Here is a 23828-nt window from a genome sequence, read left to right as displayed (position 1 = left end):
TTTTAAATTAGAATGCCTTCCAAATTGTGCCATTGCAGCCTTCATGAGCATGTATAGTAATATTATATCGAATTGCTCCTTCTTCGGCCGAAGTACAAGATGTACCCGCAGCAGCAGCAATTCCTTTCATCTGAATAGCCGCTCCGGTTGAAGATGCCGCTGTAGGAGCCATATTTATTCCTACAACCGTGTTAGTAGCTGTTGATTGCCCGAAAAAAGCATGCTGAGTATTAGCATATATAGTCTGGTTAGCTGTTGTTGCCTGCGCTCCAATACCTATCGCCATAGCCGCACCTCCTGAAGCAGTCACTGTATTACTATTTCCAAAAGCATAATTACTACTCGTTACATTATTTGATGACCCCAAAACAAAGCCCGCGAAAGTATTATTATTCCCCAAGGCAATACCAGAAGTACTACCCGCAACACCCGCATTGAGATTACCCATTGCGAATTGATTGGATCCATTCAGATTATTATTATTACCAATTGCTTTTGCTCCGTTAGTAGTTGTATTACCCGAACCTATAGCAACACCTGGAAAATTAGGTCCCTGTGCGGAAACCGTATTATCTTTGCCCAGAACAACACTAGAAGATAATGTTGTATCTGATATTGTATTGTTTGATCCCCATACAAGAGAAGCATATGGACCGGCAGCTGTAGTATTTCCACCACGTAAAGTACCATCAGTATATAAAATTCCTTTTATTGCACCAGCCGTAGCAATTACCAAATTCTGAGAATCTTTTGTTCCTAAAAAATTTCCGGAAGAAATTGTACTTCCCACTACACCGGCGGCGGCGGTTGTCCCTGAGTTCCCAGTAGTACGCCAGTCTGAAGACGTAGTAAATATCCATACTGTTCCATCAAAATAATAATATCCCGGAGTTGTTACATTAATCGTCGAACCAGCAGGAGTAGCGTTAATAGATGTAACATATACCAAAGCCCCCGTCTGAGCTGCAGCGTACGTTTTAGCAGCCAATTGGCTCAATGAAAGCCTTGGCGCAATAATTCCATCAGGCTTATTGATATTTGTTGGAAACCCGACTACATCCAATGTAGCCTGGGGAAGACCAGTATTAATTCCAACTTGTGCGTTTATAAGATATCCTGTAAAGGATAAAACAGCAAGTGTTAATAATTTGTTTTTCATTAAATTGATATTTGTTGTTTTTTTATGTTTTATGTTTTTTTTATACTATTGAACTCAAATACTGTATAGCTTAACATGTATTAATTCCAACCTGTGCGTTTATGGGGTGACACTCATAAAGGATAAAGCTATTACTACTAATATTTGTTTTCGTTAAAGCAATTGGAAGATGTACGATTAAGATAATTTATCCGGAAACTTAATGACAAAGTCAAAACCTGCCTCAATTTTAGGATCTTCAACAGAATGTATAGTGCATTTATACTGTTGTACAATTCCTGCGTCTCTGCATATGAAGCTCAGATGACCGCTTACTCATTTCTATAGAAGCCTTACTAAGAACGGGAATCTTATCTTTTTGTGAATATTTTGTAAACTCACCAGTTTTATAAAGAGAGCATGATACAGTAGAATTCTGTACTGCTAAAGATGTGGTGCTGAGATTTTCTATCTGCCATGCAAACAACATATTGATACAATATGCTATAGCACAGCTATAGAAGATAAAGTAATTTATTTTCAATGATGTATGTGTTTTTTTCGGTACAAATATAGTAAATTTTCAATTAAAACAACTTTTTAATATTAAATTTTAACAAAAAACAAACATTTAAGCAAATAATAAACATTTAATTATGTTAATTTTTACGATATACACAACAATAATCAATTATCAAAACATACATATCAATAATACCTGATTATTTTAACAAAATACATTGATTTTTAGAATGTTATAAAAACAAAAAAAGCCCGGACATTGCTGTCCGGGCTTCTTATTTTATAGTAAATTGAATTATTTCAATTCTACTTCAGCACCAGCTTCTTCTAATTGCTTCTTAAGAGCTTCAGCTTCGTCTTTAGAGATTCCTTGCTTGATAGCAGCAGGAGCTCCGTCTACGATATCTTTAGCTTCTTTAAGACCAGCACCAGTTAAATCTTTTACCAATTTAACGATAGCCAATTTAGAAGCACCTGCAGACTTAAGAATTACATCGAATTCTGTTTTTTCTTCAGCAGCTTCACCTGCACCACCTGCAGCAACTACTACAGCAGCAGCAGCTGGCTCAATTCCGTACTCATCCTTAAGGATAGTAGCTAATTCGTTTACGTCTTTTACTGTTAGGTTTACTAGCGTTTCAGCTAAATTTTTTAAATCTGACATTGTTGTAATGTTTTTGTTGATTATTTATTTAATTTTTTGAGTGTAATTATTCAGCAGCTGGCGTTTCGTCAGTGCTTTCTGCAGCAGGAGCTTCCGGAGCCTCAGCAGCAGGAGTTTCTTCTACAGCAGGTGCAGCTTCTTCAGCGGCAGTTTCTACTGTTTCAGATTTGTTTTGAAGAGCAGAAACAACTCTTTGAATTGGAGACTGAAGCAATCCGATGATTTCACCGATCATTTCTTCTCTAGACTTAATGCTTACTAAGGCATCAAGATTGTTGTCACCAACATAGAAAGTTTCCTGTACAAAAGCAGACTTTAATGCCGGCTTCTCTTCTTTTTTTCTGAAGTCTTTAATTAATTTTGCTGGAGCGTTAGCTGTATCAGCAACCATTAATGCAGAGTTACCTTTGAATGTTTGGAACATTTCAGAGAAATCTACTCCGTCAATCTGCTCCATTGCTTTCTGTAAAAGTGTATTTTTTACTACTTTTACTTTAATATTCTGCTTGAAAGCCTGTCTTCTGAAATCAGAAGATTTAGCAGCGTTCAAACCGTCTAAATCTGCTACATAAACTACTTTCGCATCCTGAAGCAAATCTTTGATCTCTTGTATTGCTACAACTTTTTGGTCTTTTGTCATTGTCTTAAGGATTATTATTAGTTAACAGATTTACTATCAATTGCAATACCCGGGCTCATTGTAGAAGACAAATAAATGCTCTTCACATAAGTACCTTTAGCAGCAGTTGGTTTCATTTTGATCAATGTAGAAATTAATTCCTGAGCATTTTCTTTGATTTTAACAGCATCGAAAGATACTTTACCAATACCAGCATGGATGATACCATACTTGTCTACTTTGAAATCAATTTTACCTGCTTTTACTTCAGTTACTGCTTTACCAATTTCCATAGTTACAGTTCCTGATTTAGGGTTAGGCATAAGACCTCTTGGACCTAATACTCTACCTAATGGACCTAATTTACCCATAACAGCTGGCATAGTAACGATAACGTCAACATCTGTCCAACCTTCTTTTATTTTTTGTAAATATTCGTCAAGACCTACATAATCAGCTCCAGCTTCTTTTGCTTCAGCTTCTTTATCTGGTGTAACCAATGCCAAAACTTTAACATCTTTACCAGTACCGTGAGGAAGAGATACAACACCTCTTACCATTTGGTTTGCTTTTCTTGGATCTACACCCAATCTTACAGCGATATCTACAGAAGCATCAAACTTTGTAGTGTTTACTTCTTTTACAAGAGCAGAACCTTCTTCAAGGTTATAGATTCTTCCTTTTTCTACTTTGCTTAAAGCTTCCTTTTGCTTTTTAGTCAATTTTGCCATTTCTATTAGTTTTAAGCGTTAAAAGTTGGTTTAGTTCCTGTTACTCTTAATCCCATAGATCTAGCAGTACCTGCAACCATAGAAACTGCAGAATCCATTGTAAAGCAGTTAAGGTCAGTCATTTTATCCTCAGCGATTTTCTTTACCTGATCCCAAGATACAGAACCTACTTTGTTTCTGTTTGGTTCTCCGGAACCTCCTTTGATCTTAGCCGCATCCATTAACTGAATTGCTGCAGGTGGAGTTTTAATAACGAATTCAAAAGATTTGTCTTCGTATACTGTAATTACTACAGGTAAAACTTGCCCTGGCTTATCTTGGGTTCTCCCGTTAAATTGCTTACAAAACTCCATGATGTTCACACCTGCAGAACCCAATGCTGGACCTACTGGTGGAGAAGGGTTAGCCGCGCCACCTTTCACCTGAAGCTTTACCATTTTAAAGACTTTCTTAGCCATTTTTAATTTTTTTAGTTTGAATAATTAATGAGTTTGGAAGCATTTATTATTCAGCAGATTACCGACTCACATACAGTAAATCTACTTTTCGGACTGCAAAATTATGAAATATTTTTGAATTAGCAAATGGAAAGTGCTGATTTTTAGAAAAGAATATGAATATTTTTTTATTTACATTTATAAAAGACAAAGCTCCATGGGACTGAATTTTTTTAGTCTTGGGTATATTTTTAGTGTTTTATTGTCTTATTAAAATCTAAAATGAGTTTATTACAATATGGAAACCAAGCAATACGAACTCACTTCCAATATTAAGCATATCCAATCAAATTCTTTTAAAGCCCCTGTGTTTCACCAATCTTTTTCATAACTGCCCTTTTAACAAAAATAAAAGAACAAAAAAAACATAATCACAAAAAAAAGACTGCCGAAACAGCAGTCTTTATATATTTTAAAAGTATGAATTATACCTTTTCTACTTGCATATAGCTAAGCTCCATTGGAGTTTTTCTACCGAAGATCAGTACAGAAACTTCAATTTTCTTCTTGTCTTCAAGAATTTTTTCAACAGTTCCGTTGAATCCATTGAAAGGTCCGTCAATTACTTTAACGTTTTCACCTACAATAAACGGAATCTCAACATCGGTTGCAAATTCTGAAAGCTCATCCATTCTTCCCAGCATTCTGTTGACCTCAGATTTTCTCATCGGAACAGGATCACCTCCTTTTGTTAAGCTTAAGAAAGATATTACTCCCGGAATGTTTTTAATTGCGTGAGGAATTTCTCCCATCAGATCAGCTTCGATCATTAAGTATCCAGGATAGTAAGGTTTCTCTTTAGGAACTTTTTTTCCGTTTCTGATCTGAATAACCTTTTCCATAGGAATAACCACTTGAGTAACGTACTGCTCAAACCCTAAACGTTTGATTTCTGTCTCAATATAGTTTTTCACTTTATTTTCCTGTCCGCTGATTGCTTTCAGCACATACCATTTCAATTCGCTCATTATGGGAAAATACTTTTTTAGTTGAACACGTTAATTAGCATTCCAATTATGTTGCTGATTGCTTTTGAAAACAATTCATCAACTCCAAAGGTAAACAATGCCAAAATCACTGTAGCAATAGTTACCACAATAGTAGAAGACTGAAGATCAGCCCACTTTGGCCATTCAACTTTATGTCTGAATTCGTTATAAGAACCTTTTAAAAAATCGACAAATGAACTCATAATTAATATTTGCACGGGCACAAGGATTCGAACCCTGATCAACGGTTTTGGAGACCGGTATCCTACCATTGGACGATGCCCGTAGATAAAAAGCTTCCGAGAGTTTCCTTTCGGAAGCTTTATTTATTTTAAGATAATTAGTCTAAGATTTCAGTTACCTGACCTGAACCAACTGTTCTACCTCCTTCTCTGATCGCAAATCTAAGACCTACGTTAAGAGCGATTGGCTGTAACAATTCTACAGTGATCTCTAAGTTATCACCAGGCATTACCATTTCTACACCTTCTGGTAAGAAGATCTCACCTGTAACGTCAGTAGTTCTTACGTAGAACTGAGGACGGTACTTGTTGTGGAATGGAGTGTGACGTCCACCTTCTTCTTTAGAAAGGATATAAACTGATGCTTTGAATTTTTTGTGTGGCTTAACAGAATCTTTCTTAGCGATTACCATACCTCTCTTGATGTCAGTTTTTTCAATACCTCTCAACAATAGACCTACGTTATCACCAGCTTCACCTCTGTCAAGGATTTTTCTGAACATCTCAACTCCTGTAATAGTAGAAGTTAATTTTTCTTCACCCATACCGATGATATCAACAGGATCACCTGTATTGATAATACCAGCTTCGATTCTACCAGTTGCAACAGTACCTCTACCTGTAATAGAGAATACGTCTTCGATTGGCATCAAGAATGGCTTATCAGTATCTCTTGGTGGCTGCTCGATCCAGTTATCAACAGCATCCATTAATTCTTCAACGCTCTTGAACCACTTATCTTCAGTATCAGGAGTAGCTGCTGTAGCTGCTGTAAGAGCACCTAATGCAGAACCTTGAATTACTGGAGAGTTATCTCCGTCAAAATCGTAAGTAGATAATAAGTCTCTAAGCTCCATTTCAACAAGCTCTAACAACTCAGCATCATCCACCATGTCAACTTTGTTCATGAAAACAACGATTCTAGGTACATTTACCTGACGGCAAAGTAGGATATGTTCTCTAGTCTGAGGCATTGGACCGTCAGTTGCAGCACATACTACGATAGCTCCGTCCATTTGAGCAGCACCAGTTACCATGTTCTTTACGTAATCCGCGTGACCTGGACAGTCAACGTGAGCATAGTGTCTTTTTTCAGTTTCGTATTCGATGTGAGCAGTATTGATAGTAATACCTCTTTCTTTTTCTTCTGGAGCAGAGTCAATTGCAGAGAAGTCTTTTTTCTCAGCAAGACCTTTGCTAGCTAGTACAGCAGAAATTGCAGCTGTAAGAGTAGTTTTACCATGGTCAACGTGACCAATAGTACCAATGTTCAAGTGTGGTTTGTTACGATTAAACGTTTCCTTTGCCATGATTTAAAATTATTTATTTTATTATTTTTCAATTTTTCGGTGTGCAAATATAATGATTTTTTAAATACTAAAATCTTTTTTATTTAAAAAAGTTTCAATATTCAATCAAAGAAGCACAAACCTTATATTTCAATGTATTGAGACTGCAAATTTACACAAATTTCCGGATTGAAAAAAATCATTATAAACGTTTTTATTTGAAAGCATAAAGTATGTGACTAATTCTGAATAATATAGGAAGTAAAAAAATATTTGCAAATAAAATTACACTATAAAAACCGCCATTAATATTTCCTCGTATATATAATAGAATACAATAATATTACGAGAATCTTTATCCTTCTTTTAGATGTTAATTATTCTAATATTTTTCAGGGCTAACAATTTTTGAAGATAATATAATACCCGAAAATATGGTCCAGGAACTTTTAACAGGATTGTGGCTTAAGAAAACACATGATTATTTTGATGCAAGAAGCGCGGAAAACTATGTTTTCCGCGCTTCACATAATATAGATAGAAGAAATATTAAATCTGTTGGGACTTTTTCGTCCTGTTGAAGATCCAGAAAATAATCGGGAAGATCAACAATGTTAATATAGTCGCTGTAATCAACCCTCCGATAATCACGATGGCTAAAGGTTTCTGAGATTCCGAACCGATACCTGTGGACAATGCGGCAGGCATCAATCCTATCGAAGCCATCAGAGCTGTCATGATAACAGGGCGGGTTCTGGATTTTACCCCGTTTAATATGGCATTGTCTAAGCTCAATCCGTTCTTGACATTCTGATGAAACTCAGTAATAAGGATAACTCCATTTTGGATACAGATACCGAGCAAAGCAATCATTCCCACTCCGGCTGAAATTCCGAAATTCATTCTGGTAAGATGCAGGGCAATAATCCCTCCGATCAGTGCAAAAGGTACGTTCGCCAATACCAGCAATGAGTCTTTCATATTTCCAAAAAGGATGAACAGTAAGAAGAAAATCCCCAGAATGCTGATCGGAACCACCTGCGCCAGTCTGTGTGAAGCTCTCTGCTGGTTTTCAAACTGACCTGTCCAGCCAATGGAATAACCGTCCGGAAGATCAATATTGGCCACTCTTTTCTGTGCATCCGCAATGGTACTTCCTAAATCACGGTCACGAATCGAGAATTTCACCCCGATGTATCTTTTAATATCATCTCTGTAAATAAATGCAGCTCCGTTATCTTTTACAATAGTACTGATCTCCTTCAGCGGAATCTTCGCCCCGTCCTGTGTAGGAACCATTAAGGAAGCAATATCATTTTCATCTTTTCTGTATTCCTGGGAATACCTGAGACGAATCGGGAATTTTCTTTCGCCGTCAAACATTTCCGATGCCGTTTTTCCTCCAAAAGCCATTTCCAGTACAGACTGTGCGTCGTCGGGCATTACTCCGTAAGCCGCCATTTTATCCCGGTCCAGCACGACACTTACTTCCGGCTGACCGATATTTTTAATGATCCCGGGATCTTTTACTCCGTCTACGTCTTTGATCTGTTTTAAAACCTCATCCGCCAATTTGTCCAGGGTTTCCAGATTATCACCATAAATTTTGATTCCGTTCTCCGCTTTGAAACCAGCTACGGCTTCTGCCACATTATCTGAGATGGGTTGGGAATAATTAAAGGTAATTCCCTGGTAGCTTCTGAGCTTTTTATCTATTTCCTCGATCAGTTCTTCGTAGCTGATCTTGCGTTTCCATTCATCTCTAGGCTGAAGATTGACGGCAAACTGCACAAATCCAAATCCGTTCGGGTCTGTTCCGTCATTACTCCGTCCGGTTTGAGCCAAGACATCGGTAACTTCAGGAAAGCTCATAATATCTTTCTTTAAAAGGTCTGCGGTTTTCAGAGATTCTTTTAATGATGAACTCATCGGCATTTCTGCAGTAATCCAAAGTGAACCCTCATTCAGCTGGGGCAGGAATTCTGTTCCTAAAAATTTTCCTGAGAATAACGTCACTACCATGAAGGATATGGCAACAATTAAACTCATTCTTTTATGTTGAAAAGTATAGTTGAATCCTTTGAGTACAATTCTATCCCAGAAATTAACAAACGGGTTATTTTTTTCTTTTACATTCTTATTTAATAAGATATGGGAAAGAACGGGAACCAATGTCAGAGTGAATACCAATGCCCCTATCAAAGCAAATCCTAAGGTAAATGCTAATGGTGAAAACATCTTCCCTTCCACTTTCTGGAAAGAGAAAATAGGGATTAACGATGTAATGATGATTAATTTTGAAAAGAAGATGGCTTTTCCTAAACCTGTTCCAGTCTGCTTGATCCAGCCTCCTTTTGACAGTTTATTGAATTTTTCTGTTCCATATTTAAGCGCTTTATGATCGAGCATGACAAAAAGCCCTTCCACCATGACGACAGCTCCGTCAATAATAATCCCGAAATCTACCGCACCCAGCGAAAGCAGGTTGGCACTCATCCCGGCAAGCTTTAAGCATAAAAATGCGAACAACAGGGACAGTGGAATAATAATGGAAACAATGAGCGTGGTTCTCCAGTCTGCCATAAAGATCAGGACGATCACGGTAACCAGTATGATTCCCTCGATCAGGTTGTGCATCACGGTGTGTGTCGTGAAGTCCATCAGGTTGTCACGGTCGTAGAAGGTTACCATTTTGACATCTTTCGGAAGAATCTTTTCATTAAGCTCTTTGATTTTGGCTTTCACTCCAACCAGAACTTCCCTTGGGTTCTCCCCTTTTCTCATTACAACAATTCCTTCAACGGTGTCTTCATGATTATTCAATCCGGCTTGTCCGACTCTCGGCATTGAACTTTCGTGAACTTCGGCAACATTTTTAACCAAAACAGGATTTCCGTTGTCATTCTGGATGGTAATATTCCCTATATCATTAATGGATTTAACCAAACCGATTCCTCTTACCACATAAGCCTGACCATTTTTCTCAATAACATCACCTCCGACATTTAAATTACTTTTGGTAACAGCATCATACACCTGAAGCGGCGTCAGATTGTATTTATCCAAAGCTCTCGGATCAATACTTAATTCAAAAACCTTGTCCTGGCCTCCGAAAACATTGATGTCTGCAACTCCCGGAACGCCTCTCAGTGCGCGGTCGACTACCCAGTTCTGTAAAGTCAGCAGTTCTCTGGAATCTTTCGTTTTACTTTCCAGGGTATATCTGAAAATTTCCCCGGTAGGCCCGTAGGGTGGCTGAACTTCCGGATCCACCTCATCAGGAAGGCTTACGGTTCTTAATTGGTTATTCACCTGATTTCTGGCGAAAGTATCATCCACCCCATCGTCGAAAAGAATTTTAACGATAGAGAGACCAAACATCGTGGTACTTCTCACACTCGTTTTCTTCTGCACCGGGCTCATGGCCAATTCAATGGGCGTAGTCACAAAACGTTCCACTTCTTCTGCGCTCCGCCCATTCCATTGGGTTATAATAACAATCTGGGTATTGGTAACATCCGGGAAAGCTTCAATGGGCATATTTTTGAAACTGATAAAACCCGCAATGGCCAAAATAGCAACCCAGATAAAGGTAAAGGCTTTATTTTTTAGCGAGAAAGCAATTATATTTTTAATGAATTTATTCATAGTAGAAATTAGATGTTAGACTTTAGATATTAGACTAATAACTAAATGTTTAATTGTTGGGACAATTTTAAAGATGTTAATTAAAAAAATTGAAGGCTTTTGAACCATTAAGTTTTTATTTTAGGATTTAAGATTATGAAGCAGTCGCAGCCGAATTTGGGTAAGAGGAATGCTTAAGAGTATCTTCAGATGTTTTTCTTAATTCAGCTTAACTTCTTCCTTCAACATGATCAATAATTCTTAATGGCTCAAAATCAATTTTAATTATTCAGAGAGCGGTAAATTAAAAGTTGATTATTAGTGATTACTTCTTCTCCTTCAGACAAACCTTCGGAAACATAAGTGATATCTCCGGTCTGCTTTAAAATCTTTATTTCTTTAACCTTAACATCTGTTCTTGATTTAAAAATCACTACAAAACTTCTGTTATCATCAAAAATCACAGCTTTGGAAGGAACTGTGAGGGCCGTATTATTTTCTGAGCTTGTCACTTTTATGGTTGCCTTACTTTCAGGAATTAATAATCCGTTTGCATTGTCTAAAACAACTCTTGCCTGCATTGCATTGGTTTGCGGATCAATAATTTTAAATATTTTATCAATTTTTCCATCAAAAACTTTGTCCGGATAAGACAATGTGGAAACCTGGGCTTTCATTCCGAGACTTATTTTTTCGATGTCTGATTCGTTAACATTCATGATCGCCCAAACATTGGTCGTATTCGCCACATCAAAAATATTATCACTTCTGTCACTTCTCAACTGCATATCTTTATTGATATTCTTCTGAACGATATAACCGCTGATCGGAGCCACAACACTGTAAATATTTCCTTTCTTTACATTATAAACCGTACTCACCGCACTTGCTCTCTGCATTTGGTCCTGAGCCTTCTGCAATTGGCTCTTGGCTTCCAGTACATCTCTTTCAGTATTCAGTTTTCCCTCGTACATTTCCTTGGCAACACGAAGATTGTTTTGAGCAACAACCAAATCCGTTTTTGCATCGCTTACATCTTTCTGAACTTCCGCCAACTCCGTACTTCTGATGGTCGCCAAAATCTGTCCTTTCGTCACATGATCTCCCAACTCTACATTTACACTTAAAACATTTCCTCCAACCAGCGGATAAACATCGATATAGCTGTTTTTATCTGCGGATATTTTCCCGTAAAAACTGTAATCGTCTTCTATGTTTTTTTTCTCAACTTTTGCTAAAGAAATCGACTTCAGCATTGTGTTGCTCAGTTCAAAGCCTTTTTTTGCCTGTGGTTTAGCTTCTTCCTCTTTTTTTGAGCAAGACAGGACTGACAAAACCACCATTGTTAGGGTTATATATTTTTTCATGTTTAATAGAAGATTTTCGTTTGTACTAGTTGATTAAGCTGTTCTGCCGATTGTATAATTTCATTCTTCATATCGAAGATCTGGAGAGCCGTCTCTCTGTAACTGTCCATGAAATCTGTAAATTCTATAAGGCTGATGTTTCCTTTTCTGAAGTTTTTCAGCATTCCATCATACACAATTTCCATATTGCTAAGGTCTGTGGTTTTAATTTCTGCAAGCTGGTCGTACTGATTTTTCCATGTTTTGTAGGCAGCCTGAACTTTAGTTTCAAGGTTCAGTTTCTGATAATCTGCATTTTTCTGGTTCTGTTGAATGGCATAATTGGCTTTTTCCACATTTCCCTGATTAGATTTCCATAGTGGCAGTGGAATCCCGATCATAAGATTAACCTCATTTTTAAAGGTCCCTCCATTCTGGTCCCATCCTGCTCCTACATTAAGGTCCGGAACATTCAGAGATTTCTGCCACTGTGCATATAATTTGCTGTTGTCAATTAATTTCAGGAAATATTGATAATCAGAATTATGTTCCAGTGCTTTTCTCTTTAGCTCATCTTCGTCTCCGAAGGGCTGGGCTGCAAGAATTTCTTTTGCATCAGCGTCAGAAAGCTGCGGCTCTATTTCATCGGAAATTCCGGTCAGCACTTTTAAATTTTGTTCGAATTCAAGGATGTTTTTATTAATTCCCAGTTTATCATTATTAAGCTGGATCACGAGACTCTGCAGCCTTACTTCGTCTTTAAGGGAAACGTTACCTTTGGCAGACTGTAGGCGGTAAGCATTTAACAGGTCATTCATATACTCCAGCTGCTTATTGGTATTGCCAAGCTTCTGTTTCTCATAATATAAATTGAAATAAGCAGCACGAAGCTGAGCTCTCAGGTCCACTAAAAGCTGCGAAAACTGAAGCTGGGCAAGTTCTTTGTTCGATTTTGCAAAAGCAATTTCATTTTTCTTTTTTCCTCCCATATAGATCAGCTGGGTGATCTCCGCTCCTTTGGCATGGCCTATATCAAAAGCTTTTTTACCTTCAGGATTGTAGGCATTGATCTGACCGCTCAGCTGTGGCAGTTCCCAAATCTTAGCCTGCAGAATATCTGCATCGGCCATATTGATGTTATATTGTTCTGCAAGAAGCTGAAGATTATTTTTCTGAAAAGCCTCTTCACAGTCCAAAAGTGACATCTGCTGCTGTCCTGCCATGAATGAGGAGATGGCAATAAACAGCCCTGCAATTTTGTTCATTCTATCTTTATTTATGATACAAAATTGCCTTTACATGATTAAAAGGGCCTTAAAGAAGCCTTAAAAAAAAATTAAATTTGGTTTAGGAATACGAAATTTATTTAAAAATTTACCCTTTTAAACCATATTAAGGTCGGGAATAGAAATAAGTATATGTTTACAACTATAGATTATAAAAAGCGCAACTAAGACTGTTTATTAAATATGATGCTGAATTTATTAGTACTTTCAGCCGGAGAAGAATATTTGATTCTTGCGTTGTGATACTCCAGGATTCGTTTAACAATTCGAAGACCAAGACCCGAACCGGAAATATTTTGAGAATTATTACCTCTCATAAAAGCTTCAAACAGTTTTGCCTGCTCTTCTTCAGGTATGGTATCTCCATGAGAAATAACATCAACCGTAAGCTGATCATTGGTTTCTGTTATCAAAACATCCACTTCTGCATCATCAGAATATACGGCTGCGTTTTTAAAAAGATTGATAAAGACAATGACTAAAAGAGAATGGATGCCACTAATCGTAAGCAGTCCGTTTTCCGAAGTATCTTCAGAGATCAGAAAATCCAGCTTCAAAGTGGGATAACTTTTTTCTACTGCTTCGAAGGCTTCAAAAATAACTTCATCAATCCTTACTTCTTCATAAATGCTCTGAATATTCTCTTTGTCGAATTTTGTAAGCAATAAAAGGGAATTGGTAAGATCCGACAACTGATACACATCCCGTTGAATCTGTTTTAAAGAAGCAAGGGTTTCAGGAGAGTGCTTTTCAAATTTGATCAGGTTTTCCAGCTGAAATGCCATTCTTGTAATAGGAGTCCTGATTTCATGTGATGCACTTGCCGTAAAATCTTTCTGTGACTGAAAGACATCATCCAACCTTGCAATCATGGTATTAAAGGATTTGGCTAAAACATTAATCTCATCATCAGACTCCTGGACCGGGATCTGTGTGGTAAGTTTATGAGCAGTAACTTCGGAAATTTCGGTATTCAGATCTTCCAACGGACGCAGGAACTGCCCCATGAAATAATAACTGAAAAAACCGATGAGAAGGGTACTCATTACATAAGCCGTGATCAGAAGATATTTAAGGTATTCGAGTTTTGATTTACCGTTGGTATCAAAAGCACTGGTAAGAATGTAGTAATTCTCCCCATTGATGTTTCGAAGTGCTGCATAGATCTCCGGAACAGTTTTTTCACTGTATATTATCTTCTTTTCATCCAGCTCTTTGAGAAGCGCATTATCCCAGATTACATTCCGGTCTTTGATTGTACTGTAGACCAGTTCTTTGTCTGCATTGAAAATTAAGATTGTTTCATTGAGAAGGATATTGTCTGAATTTTCGTTAAAAAAAATAGGTGCTTCTTCTTCAAAATTCCTGGACTTTGAAATGAAGTGTGAAGTAAATTCAAGGCGCTGTCTGAATCTTTCTTTGAACTCATCTCTTCTAAAATCATTAAAAGATAGATAGATCACCGCCATCACCATTGCAAAAAGCAGGGAAAAAGCGATACTTAATGTTAATGCTATCTTTCTTTTTAAAGACATTTATAATGGGCTTAGGTAATATCCGAAACCAGAACGGGTGTGGATAAGTTTAAGTTTAAAATCCTTATCGATCTTTTTTCTCAAAAAATTGATGTAGACTTCTACCGTATTAGTATTCGTATTAAAATTATGTTCCCACACATGTTCCGTGATCTGCTGCTTGGAAACGGTTCTTCCTTGCGCCTCTGCAAGATAGACCAGAAGCTGAAATTCCTTAAGAGTAAGAGCTATTTCATTGCCTGCTCTATAGACTTTCTGTTCAGTTTTATTGATGATAAGGTCGTCTACCCTGATGATATCCTGGTCTGCAGCATCGGACGGGGACTTTCTCCTTAGCAGCGAATTGATTCTCAGCAGCAGCTCTTCAAACTGGAAAGGCTTCACCAGGTAATCATCTGCAAGTCTGGTAAACGCATCTTTTTTATCAGAAATGTCTCCGTAAGCCGAGATAATGATGATGGGAGTATTTTTATCGAAAGAACGGATGGTCTGGCAAACGTCAAGCCCATTTATCTTGGGAACATTGATGTCGAGCAGATACAGGTCATACGTATTGTTCTTGATTTGCCGGAGAAAGGTTTCACCATCATAGATCTTATCACAGGTGAAGCTGTTCGATTCTAAAAACCGGCAAAGCTCCGCCGAAAGAATGAGGTCGTCTTCCAATAAAAGAATATTCATCAAAATCTTATTTTATACGAATTTAACGAAATTTTTATGTTCCTGTATTATCCATTGAAGGCTGATGGACAGATTTAATTAAATTTTAAGGTAAATTTTTACAAAAAAAGGAGTAATTATTGTTTTTTTTGTTGCTGAAGATTTCTGGGAGGCATACTATAAACCAGACTTAAAACTAGATTTTAGGGTAAAAAAAAATCCCGAAAAGATTCGGGAAATATAGAGAGCCAACTACGGGACTTGAACCCGTGACCTCTTCCTTACCAAGGAAGCACTCTACCGCTGAGCTAAGTCGGCATTGAAGCAAAAAAATCACACTAATTAGCGTGATTTTCTTTGAGCGGAAGACGGGGGTCGAACCCGCGACATTCAGCTTGGAAGGCTGACGCTCTACCAACTGAGCTACTTCCGCAATTTTGTTTCCAAAACTATTGGTAACGCTGTGCAAATCTAGGAAAATCCTTTTAAATCTACAAAACTTTTTTTATTAATATAAATGTGGGGAGAGCAGGATTCGAACCTACGAAGCCGAAGCAACTGAGTTACAGTCAGTCCCATTTAGCCACTCTGGAATCTCCCCTCATGTTATATTAAAATTGAGCCTCCAGAGGGATTCGAACCCACGACCCCGAGATTACAAATCACGTGCTCTGGCCAACTGAGCTATGGAGGCAATTTTAAAATGTAAACTGAAGGCTTTAGAGAAAATCTACTCTATGCTTTTCAGCAGTTAAAAAAAAATCACCCTCTAGCAGAGTGATCTATTTTGAGCGGAAGACGGGGGTCGAACCCGCGACATTCAGCTTGGAAGGCTGACGCTCTACCAACTGAGCTACTTCCGCAATTTTGTTTCCAAAACTATTGGTAACGCTGTGCAAATCTAGGAAAATCCTTTTAAATCTACAAAACTTTTTTTATTAATATAAATGTGGGGAGAGCAGGATTCGAACCTACGAAGCCGAAGCAACTGAGTTACAGTCAGTCCCATTTAGCCACTCTGGAATCTCCCCTCATGTTTATATTAAAAAGAGCCTCCAGAGGGATTCGAACCCACGACCCCGAGATTACAAATCACGTGCTCTGGCCAACTGAGCTATGGAGGCATATAAAAAAGAATTCAAAAGATCGCTGTTCCCTTTTTGCGAGTGCAAATATAGAACGGATTTTTTGAATTCTCAAACTTTTCTATAACTTTTTTAAACTTTTTTTACTACGCCATTTCTTTTTTCTTGATTAATAGCTTTTTAGCAGTATCAACACATAGGTCTAAACTTTCTTCAAAAGTCTCAGACGTCTTTTTTACAACGATATCGTCGCCTGGGACGGCTAAAATAAGTTCGGCAGTTTTGTTGTTTCTATCAGAGTTATTTTCAACTTTTAAGAACACCTTACACTCATGAATTTTATCATAAAAGGTTTCCAATTTGCTTACTTTTTTGTCAATGTGTGATTCTAATGGTTCGTGTGGAGTTAAACCAATTGATTGAACTGTGATCTTCATAATTCTTCTTTTTTAGATGCTCGAGGATGAGCCTGATTAAACACTTTTTTCAATTGTTCAATATTAGCATTCGTATAGACTTGAGTACTTGCAAGACTGGAATGCCCTAATATTTTTTTTACTTTGGAGATCTCCGCCCCATTATCCAAAACGTGTGTAGCAAAGCTATGCCGAAGGATGTGAGGACTTCTTTTTTCTTTCGTTGTTACAAGACTAAGGTACTTATTAACTACCACATAAACAAATTTTTCATTGAGTTTTTTACCCTTTTTATTAATGAAAAAATAGGTTTTATATTCGGTATCAGGTTTCCTTATTTCCAGGTAACTTCTAAGCAGATTTGAGAGGTCTGCGGAAATGGGAATAAAACGTTCTTTATTTCCTTTTCCTATTACCTTGAGCTCATTTCCTTCTAGGTTAACGTGTTCAAACATCAGGCCACAAAGCTCAGCTTTACGCATTCCGGTCTGGTATAATACCTCTATAATACATTTTTCCAGAATATCAGGTTGATCTATCAGAACACTGTCACTGAGCGCCTGCATTTCTTCCTGTGAGATAGGAATCTGTTTTTCAGCGTAAAACTTAAGGGAAGATATACTTTCCGTGGGAGAGACTTTAATTTCACCGACCTTTAAAAGGAATAAATAAAAACTTCTGAGGGATGATAATTTTCTATTGATGCTTCTTTTTGAAATATTATTTTCGCTCAATTCGACGATAAAATTCCTGATTACTTTTTTATCAGCCTTGGAAATATCTTCAGAAGCTTCTGTTTTAAGGTAGAAATGGGAAAAGTCTTCAAGATCTTTTCGGTAACTTGTAATAGTGTGAGGTGAATACCTCTTTTCGAACTGTAAATATTCTAAATACTTATCTAACATTACATAAGGTATAAAAACAAAAATTCACCTCTCAAATATACGTATTTAAGAAGTGAATTTAGTATGTGGTTAAGAAAAATCTTAAGCCTGCTCTTCCTTGCTAAGTCCTCTTTGTTTGTAAGCGGCCTTTAGTCTAGCTTGTCTTAAAGTTACAGAAGGCTTAATAAACGCTTGTCTAGATCTCAATTGACGAACTGTACCCGTTTTATCAAATTTTCTTTTATATTTTTTTAAAGCTCTGTCGATGGATTCCCCATCTTTTACTGGAATTATTAACATATTTTACATCTCATTTTGGATTGCAAAACTAGACATTTTTTATTAAACTGCAAAATTTAGCTCCACTTTCTTTAAAAAACACATTATAAGTTATCCACAATCAGATACAACAATGTGGACAAGTATGCTATTTTTAAAATTTTGAGTCCTCTCTATTATCCGTTATATTACTAATAACAGCAATATAAACATACTGGGGATTATCTGAAAAGTATGTCATATTATGAACTATATGTAAACAAAAATTCCTATCTTTGTAGCTACTTTATTCATGGGGTTGACTGGTTTCGACAGCAAGATCAATGGGTAAGTAAGCATGCAGAGAACCGTAGCGCGATCTCTTTAATCCCTTGCTACACAACTTTAACTGGCAACGAAGAGTTCGCTCTTGCAGCTTAATATCGAAGTATAGTAGATCAAGCGTTTTCCTGAAGATAGTAAGGAAGCAAGATATCTCACAAATGCTCTGTTCTGCGGCGTTTGATTCTGGGATATAGGAATGCAGGAATAAGGTTTCAGATGCTTTGGCTGAAACTCGAAAACTTCAGAAGATAAGCTGGAAGTTGGGTGTCTACCCTCTGCCTCCAGTCGAAAACCAATGGTAGAATAAGCATGTAGAAATCTTATGTATTGCTTGTTTGGACGAGGGTTCGAATCCCTCCAACTCCACTAAAAACCGTCTATATTAGGCGGTTTTTTCTTTTTGAGTTGAATAAATAGTCAAATTAGAACTGTAATGAATATTAAATGCTTTATATACAATTTAGCAGATGATAATAATTATTCAAACGAAAAAAGCAGATAACATAAATGCTATCTGCTACTTTTTATTAAAGAAAGAGTTTAACCTTTTTTTAAATTATGCTACTCGCACGTTAACTGCGTTAACGCCTTTTTTTCCGTTTTCTAAATCGAATGTTACGACATCGTTTTCACGAATATCATTAATTAAACCTGATGTATGTACGAAAACATCCTGACCACCATTTGATGGTGTAATAAAACCAAATCCTTTAGCATCGTTAAAGAATTTTACTGTTCCTTGTTGCATTGTAATGTATTAAAAATTATTGTATTATTATATTATTTGGCTTTTGCCATTACTGCATTGATAATTATCAAAGCAATAATAAATCGATTTGTGAACAAAAAAAGTGATGTTGCTATTTTTTTTAGAAGCCTGAAAAATTCAAGTTTAAAAAATGTACTGCATCTGTTATATTGATGACAAAAATTAGCGGCTGTAAAAGCGAAGACTGAGAAGAAAGAGTAAACTCAAAAGTTTCAGAAGAAGCGTCGGCAGGAGCCTGATTATTTTACAAATGTACACTTAATTTATTGAAAACAAGCACTTTTTAAATTTTATTTATTTTATCACATATTAATCAATATAAAAGTAGCGTTAGTTTGATAAATCTCAAATTATACTAAAAGCCTCAGCTATTATATAAATTAGAAGTGACTAAGTGTAACTTTAAATACATTTCCTTTTTTGCCGTCTTCTCCATCCGGACCACCTCCTAGTGTTCTTGGCTCCGGATAAATCCCATCTGAACCATCTGAAAAAAGTCTGAGCTAATTTTTCATCTAAAAAAATATAAAGTTCAAAAATAACAACTTCGATATAAATACCTGAAAACGAAAACACTAAAACTTCTCACTATAAAATAAGTATAGTCTACCCACAAAAAAGACTAAAAAAATGTTTTATCGTGAAGAATTTTATATATTTGCACCATCTAACAATTAAAAAAATAATTTACTATGTCAGACATTGCATCAAGAGTAAAAGCTATCATCGCTGATAAGCTTGACGTTGAAGAAACAGAAGTAACTCCTGAAGCTAGCTTCACTAACGATTTAGGAGCTGACTCATTGGATACAGTTGAGTTAATCATGGAATTTGAAAAAGAATTCAATATTCAAATCCCTGATGACCAGGCTGAAAAAATTACTACTGTAGGGCACGCTATCGCTTACATCGAAGAAGTAGTAAATAAATAATATTCTTCAACAAAAAAGAAAATTTTAAAAGTTTATGGAATTAAAAAGAGTAGTTGTAACCGGTTTTGGCGCAATAACACCGATTGGAAATAATGCAAAAGAATACTGGGAAAATCTTCTTAAAGGTGAGAGCGGTGCTGCTCCGATTACTCTTTTTGATGCCAAAAACTTTAAAACTAAATTCGCTTGCGAGGTGAAAGGCTTCGATCCATTACAGCATTTCGATAAGAAGGAAGCTAAAAAAATGGACCGGAATACCCAGCTTGGACTGGTAGCTGCAAGAGAAGCGGTAGCACACTCCAGGATTATGGAAGACAATGTAGATAAAAACAGAGTCGGTGTAATCTGGGGGTCAGGAATCGGAGGTTTAGAAACTTTTGAAACTGAGGTTTTAGGATGGGCGAACACGGAAATTCCAAGATTCAACCCATTCTTTATTCCTAAGATGATCGCGGATATCACTCCTGGACATATTTCAATAGAGTATGGCTTTCACGGGCCGAATTATACTACGGTATCTGCCTGTGCATCTTCAGCCAACGCTTTAATTGATTCCAAGATGATTATCCAGCTTGGAAAAGCAGATGTTATTGTATGCGGAGGCTCTGAAGCAGCCGTAACAGCAAGTGGTGTCGGTGGATTTAATGCGATGATGGCACTTTCTACAAGAAATGACGATCCTAAAACAGCTTCAAGACCTTTTGACAAAGACAGAGATGGCTTTGTGTTGGGCGAAGGAGCAGGATGTATCATCCTTGAGGAATATGAGCACGCAGTAAAACGTGGTGCTACAATTTATGCAGAATTACAAGGTGGTGGTATGAGTGCAGATGCACATCACATGACTGCCCCGCATCCTGAAGGACTGGGAGCTTATCTGGTAATGAAAAACTGTTTGGAAGACGCAGGCTTAACTGCTGATGAAGTAGACCATATCAACATGCATGGTACCTCTACTCCATTAGGAGATATTGCAGAATCCAACGCAATTTCAAAATTACTGGGCGAGCACGCTTTTGATATTCAGATTAATTCTACAAAATCAATGACCGGACACCTTCTGGGAGCTGCCGGAGTAATTGAAGCTATCGCTGCATTAGGAACTATTATTCATGGTATTGTTCCGCCTACCATCAACCATTTTACTGATGATGAAAATATTGACAGCAGACTGAATTTCACATTCAACAACGCTGTTAAGAAAGATGTGAAAGTAGCCATGAGCAATACTTTTGGATTTGGCGGGCATAACGCTTGCGTTCTATTTAAGAAAATCTAAATTCAATGAATGGAGTTACAGAAATACTTTTCTAAATTCCTTCTCAAACAAAGAAAAAGAAAATTAACGGAGAGAGACTATTTCCTTAGTACCGAGCTGAAAAAAATGCTGGGTGCAGAGGTTCAGAATATTGCTCTTTACCGTGAAGCTTTTTCTTTAAAAAGTTCTTCTAAAAATCAAGACTGCAATTACGAGAGGCTTGAATTTTTGGGAGATTCTGTTTTGGGTACAATTATTTCCTGTCATCTGTTCCAGACCTATCCTCAGGCTAATGAAGGATATCTGACACAGATGAAATCTAAAATTGTTAATAGGAAGAATCTTAATAAATTAGGAGAAGACCTGAAGCTTATCGATCTTTTGCAGAAGCAGGGATCCGCAGCATTGGGAGAAAACATTTCCGGAAATTTATTTGAGGCACTTATTGGTGCTGTTTATCTGGACTTTCATTATGATGCCTGTAAGAGGATCATCTTGGAAAGATTATTGACTCCTAGTGAAATTAACAAGCTTGAGAATAAAATTGTAAGCTATAAAGGTCTTCTGCTTGAATGGAGCCAGAAGAAAAAAGTAAATATAAAATACGAGACCTGTGAAGAGGTCCAGGCCAATAAAGCGGTGGTATTCAGGTGCCACGTCTGGCTGGGAGAAGAAAAGATCGCCAATGCGACGGAAACTTCCAAAAAGAAAGCGGAAGAAAAGGCAGCACAAAGAGCATTTTATATTTTAAACAAAAAAGAAAACATACTTGGAAATTCAAAAACTTTATGATCTGGATGATATAGAATTTGAAGATATTGCCATAGGATTGGTAAGATTAGCAAAAGATATACCTGCTCATGAGTTTTTCTACAAAATAAATCAAATCAACGGCCTTACCTTTTCCAGAAAGAAAGATGTGATTATTCACGGGGCTTATTATGATTATTATTTCCCGAGATTTGAGGCTTATCATAAGTTTACAAAGACATGTTTTACATTTATTTCGAACCAATCCTCGGAAAGTACGCAAAAAAAACTGCAGACCGAGCTCTTTACAGGAGAAGAAAACATTAAATTTTTATTAAATAATCAGGTAGATGTAGAATATATTCTGCATACTTCGGAACAAATTCCTGATTTTTCCGTAATTTTGCTCCCGGAAAATCTTGTATTTCCGATACAAGACTATACACTAGGTTCTGAAGAAGAACTTTATCAAATTATCCAGTATTATGAATAAGTATTTAAAGAAGACAAAAATTATTGCAACACTAGGGCCTGCTTCATCGTCGAAGGAGGTAATGTTAGGACTCATGAAAGCAGGTGTTGATATTTTCAGAATAAATTTTTCACATGCAGATTACGAATTAGTTCGAAATAATATTGAAATTATCAGAGAGCTTAATCAGGAATACGGTTTTTCTGTGGGTATCCTTGGAGACCTTCAGGGACCGAAACTGAGAGTAGGTGTCGTAAAAGAAGGTTCTTACCTGAACCCCGGCGATATTCTTACTTTTACGAATGAGAAAATAGAAGGTGATTCCACTAAGGTTTACATGACGTATCAGCAGTTTCCTCAGGATGTAAAAGTTGGGGAGAGAATCCTTATTGATGACGGAAAGCTGATGTTGGAGGTTATTGAGACCAACGAAATAGATACGGTAAAAGCAAAGACTATTCAAGGGGGACCTCTGAGCTCTAAAAAGGGAGTAAACCTGCCGAATACCAATGTATCTCTTCCTGCTCTTACGGAAAAAGACGTTCAGGATGCCAATTTCATGCTTGACATGGAGGTTGACTGGATTGCCCTTTCTTTCGTACGACACGCACAGGACATTATTGACCTGAAAAAACTGATCGACAGCCATCCAAACGGAAAATTCAAAACTCCGATTATTGCTAAGATCGAAAAGCCTGAAGGTGTTAAAAATATTGACGAAATTTTATTGGAATGTGACGGACTGATGGTTGCCCGTGGTGACCTTGGGGTGGAAGTTCCGATGGAAGAAGTTCCAGCTATCCAGAAAAACCTGGTAGAGAAAGCAAGATTTTACTCAAAACCGGTAATTATTGCTACACAGATGATGGAAACAATGATCAACAGCCTTACGCCGACAAGAGCAGAGGTAAATGACGTTGCCAACTCTGTATTGGACGGTGCAGATGCAGTAATGCTTTCCGGAGAAACTTCTGTAGGAAGATATCCGGTTCAGGTAGTTGAAAACATGTCAAAAATTGTACAGAACATCGAGAAGACACATTTTTATCAGCATAAAAATGAACCTATCGAAAAAGACTATAACTGTATTGATGAAAGATTCATTACCAACAGGGTATGTCTTGCAGCAGTAAGGATTGCTAAAACTACCAATGTTTCTGCTATTGTTACCCTGACGCATTCAGGATATACAGCATTTCAGCTGGCAGCACACAGACCGAATTCCCATATCATTGTATACAGCGGAAACCGAAGAGTGATCACAATGCTGAACCTTCTTTGGGGAGTTCATGCCTTTTATTATGACATGAAAAAATCTACCGATGAAACAATTATCCAGGTAAATATGCTGACACACAACCATGGTTATATTGAAAGCGGAGACTTTGTGATCAACATCAATGCTACGCCATCTTATGAAGGCGGAAAGACAAATACATTAAGACTGACAACAGTTTAGATAATAAGCAATAAGCAAAATTACTTTAGCTACTATATAAAAAATCCCGGAAATA

Annotated in this window: 22 protein-coding genes, 8 tRNA genes and 1 other RNA gene; 6 read left to right on the top strand and 25 right to left on the bottom strand. The window is 37.1% G+C overall.

Features of this window, described 5'->3' with window-relative positions:
* Window positions 1-7: 7 nt before the first annotated feature.
* From ACTJIV_RS14870 to rpsU, 24 genes are all read right to left on the bottom strand, one after another.
* Window positions 8-1159, bottom strand: a complete 1152-nt coding sequence (locus ACTJIV_RS14870) for a hypothetical protein (protein ID WP_440628372.1) — start codon at window positions 1157-1159, stop codon at window positions 8-10.
* Between the two features lie 796 nt (window positions 1160-1955).
* Window positions 1956-2324 (bottom strand): 50S ribosomal protein L7/L12, encoded by a 369-nt coding sequence (gene rplL / locus ACTJIV_RS14865; protein WP_034723387.1) that lies wholly within the window; start codon window positions 2322-2324, stop codon window positions 1956-1958.
* Between the two features lie 46 nt (window positions 2325-2370).
* Window positions 2371-2964, bottom strand: a complete 594-nt coding sequence (rplJ, locus tag ACTJIV_RS14860) for a 50S ribosomal protein L10 (RefSeq protein ID WP_111955368.1) — start codon at window positions 2962-2964, stop codon at window positions 2371-2373.
* Between the two features lie 17 nt (window positions 2965-2981).
* Window positions 2982-3674 (bottom strand): 50S ribosomal protein L1, encoded by a 693-nt coding sequence (gene rplA, locus ACTJIV_RS14855; protein WP_111955369.1) that lies wholly within the window; start codon window positions 3672-3674, stop codon window positions 2982-2984.
* Window positions 3675-3685: 11 nt separating this feature from the next.
* Window positions 3686-4132, bottom strand: coding sequence for a 50S ribosomal protein L11 (gene rplK / locus ACTJIV_RS14850; RefSeq protein WP_034702033.1), 447 nt, complete (start codon window positions 4130-4132; stop codon window positions 3686-3688).
* A gap of 464 nt (window positions 4133-4596) precedes the next feature.
* A complete protein-coding gene (gene nusG / locus ACTJIV_RS14845; RefSeq protein ID WP_111955370.1) occupies window positions 4597-5139 on the bottom strand; it encodes a transcription termination/antitermination protein NusG in 543 nt (180 codons plus the stop codon).
* A gap of 17 nt (window positions 5140-5156) precedes the next feature.
* Window positions 5157-5363, bottom strand: coding sequence for a preprotein translocase subunit SecE (secE, locus tag ACTJIV_RS14840; protein ID WP_034702507.1), 207 nt, complete (start codon window positions 5361-5363; stop codon window positions 5157-5159).
* A 12-nt stretch (window positions 5364-5375) separates the two neighbouring features.
* Window positions 5376-5446: transfer RNA gene (locus ACTJIV_RS14835), tRNA-Trp, on the bottom strand.
* Window positions 5447-5500: 54 nt separating this feature from the next.
* On the bottom strand, window positions 5501-6712 hold the full coding sequence (tuf, locus tag ACTJIV_RS14830; RefSeq protein ID WP_034749673.1) for an elongation factor Tu: 1212 nt from the start codon (window positions 6710-6712) through the stop codon (window positions 5501-5503).
* A gap of 528 nt (window positions 6713-7240) precedes the next feature.
* Window positions 7241-10339, bottom strand: coding sequence for an efflux RND transporter permease subunit (locus ACTJIV_RS14825; protein WP_440628367.1), 3099 nt, complete (start codon window positions 10337-10339; stop codon window positions 7241-7243).
* Window positions 10340-10599: 260 nt separating this feature from the next.
* The gene (locus ACTJIV_RS14820) at window positions 10600-11685 is read right to left on the bottom strand and encodes an efflux RND transporter periplasmic adaptor subunit (protein WP_440628365.1); all 1086 of its coding nucleotides are present in this window, start codon (window positions 11683-11685) and stop codon (window positions 10600-10602) included.
* A gap of 2 nt (window positions 11686-11687) precedes the next feature.
* Entirely contained in the window at window positions 11688-12929 is a 1242-nt protein-coding gene (locus tag ACTJIV_RS14815; protein WP_111955373.1) for a TolC family protein, read from the bottom strand.
* Window positions 12930-13114: 185 nt separating this feature from the next.
* Window positions 13115-14485, bottom strand: a complete 1371-nt coding sequence (locus ACTJIV_RS14810; RefSeq protein WP_440628363.1) for an ATP-binding protein — start codon at window positions 14483-14485, stop codon at window positions 13115-13117.
* Complete coding sequence (locus ACTJIV_RS14805; RefSeq protein ID WP_111955376.1) at window positions 14486-15166, bottom strand: response regulator transcription factor; 681 nt, start codon at window positions 15164-15166, stop codon at window positions 14486-14488.
* Between the two features lie 225 nt (window positions 15167-15391).
* Window positions 15392-15463 (bottom strand) — tRNA-Thr (locus tag ACTJIV_RS14800).
* Window positions 15464-15505: 42 nt separating this feature from the next.
* A tRNA-Gly gene (locus ACTJIV_RS14795) sits at window positions 15506-15578 on the bottom strand.
* An 87-nt stretch (window positions 15579-15665) separates the two neighbouring features.
* Window positions 15666-15746, bottom strand: a tRNA-Tyr gene (locus ACTJIV_RS14790).
* Between the two features lie 19 nt (window positions 15747-15765).
* A tRNA-Thr gene (locus ACTJIV_RS14785) sits at window positions 15766-15839 on the bottom strand.
* 96 nt (window positions 15840-15935) lie between these two features.
* Window positions 15936-16008 (bottom strand) — tRNA-Gly (locus ACTJIV_RS14780).
* A gap of 87 nt (window positions 16009-16095) precedes the next feature.
* Window positions 16096-16176, bottom strand: a tRNA-Tyr gene (locus tag ACTJIV_RS14775).
* A gap of 19 nt (window positions 16177-16195) precedes the next feature.
* Window positions 16196-16269: transfer RNA gene (locus ACTJIV_RS14770), tRNA-Thr, on the bottom strand.
* Between the two features lie 107 nt (window positions 16270-16376).
* A complete protein-coding gene (locus ACTJIV_RS14765) occupies window positions 16377-16667 on the bottom strand; it encodes an HPF/RaiA family ribosome-associated protein (RefSeq protein WP_111955378.1) in 291 nt (96 codons plus the stop codon).
* A complete protein-coding gene (locus ACTJIV_RS14760) occupies window positions 16664-17551 on the bottom strand; it encodes a tyrosine-type recombinase/integrase (protein ID WP_440628360.1) in 888 nt (295 codons plus the stop codon). The genes ACTJIV_RS14765 and ACTJIV_RS14760 overlap by 4 nt, the downstream gene beginning before the upstream one ends.
* An 81-nt stretch (window positions 17552-17632) precedes the next feature.
* A complete protein-coding gene (gene rpsU / locus ACTJIV_RS14755; protein WP_034702010.1) occupies window positions 17633-17830 on the bottom strand; it encodes a 30S ribosomal protein S21 in 198 nt (65 codons plus the stop codon).
* A 273-nt stretch (window positions 17831-18103) separates the two neighbouring features.
* On the opposite strand from rpsU, the gene ssrA reads away from it, so the two are divergent.
* Window positions 18104-18502: a transfer-messenger RNA gene (ssrA, locus tag ACTJIV_RS14750) on the top strand.
* A gap of 187 nt (window positions 18503-18689) precedes the next feature.
* On the opposite strand, the gene ACTJIV_RS14745 is transcribed toward ssrA, so the two are convergent.
* Window positions 18690-18881 carry a cold-shock protein gene (locus ACTJIV_RS14745; protein ID WP_048502705.1) on the bottom strand — a complete coding sequence of 64 codons (192 nt, stop codon included), beginning with the start codon at window positions 18879-18881 and terminating at the stop codon, window positions 18690-18692.
* A gap of 713 nt (window positions 18882-19594) precedes the next feature.
* On the opposite strand from ACTJIV_RS14745, the gene ACTJIV_RS14740 reads away from it, so the two are divergent.
* From ACTJIV_RS14740 to pyk, 5 genes are read left to right on the top strand one after another with little or no spacing between them, the layout of a single operon-like run.
* Window positions 19595-19834, top strand: coding sequence for an acyl carrier protein (locus ACTJIV_RS14740; protein WP_002976354.1), 240 nt, complete (start codon window positions 19595-19597; stop codon window positions 19832-19834).
* A 34-nt stretch (window positions 19835-19868) separates the two neighbouring features.
* The gene (fabF, locus tag ACTJIV_RS14735) at window positions 19869-21113 is read left to right on the top strand and encodes a beta-ketoacyl-ACP synthase II (protein ID WP_111955414.1); all 1245 of its coding nucleotides are present in this window, start codon (window positions 19869-19871) and stop codon (window positions 21111-21113) included.
* 9 nt (window positions 21114-21122) lie between these two features.
* Entirely contained in the window at window positions 21123-21884 is a 762-nt protein-coding gene (rnc, locus tag ACTJIV_RS14730; RefSeq protein ID WP_111955416.1) for a ribonuclease III, read from the top strand.
* The gene (locus ACTJIV_RS14725; protein ID WP_440628353.1) at window positions 21862-22335 is read left to right on the top strand and encodes an IPExxxVDY family protein; all 474 of its coding nucleotides are present in this window, start codon (window positions 21862-21864) and stop codon (window positions 22333-22335) included. Before rnc ends, ACTJIV_RS14725 begins: the two co-directional genes overlap by 23 nt.
* A complete protein-coding gene (pyk, locus tag ACTJIV_RS14720; RefSeq protein WP_111955420.1) occupies window positions 22328-23773 on the top strand; it encodes a pyruvate kinase in 1446 nt (481 codons plus the stop codon). The genes ACTJIV_RS14725 and pyk overlap by 8 nt, the downstream gene beginning before the upstream one ends.
* Window positions 23774-23828 lie beyond the last annotated feature (55 nt).

It is taken from the genome of Chryseobacterium sp. 22532, assembly GCF_052044665.1.
GTDB classification, from domain to species: Bacteria; Bacteroidota; Bacteroidia; order Flavobacteriales; family Weeksellaceae; genus Chryseobacterium; species Chryseobacterium lathyri.
The sequence above is the reverse complement of the archived record's forward strand: the minus strand, read 5'-3'. Positions and strand labels throughout refer to the sequence as shown.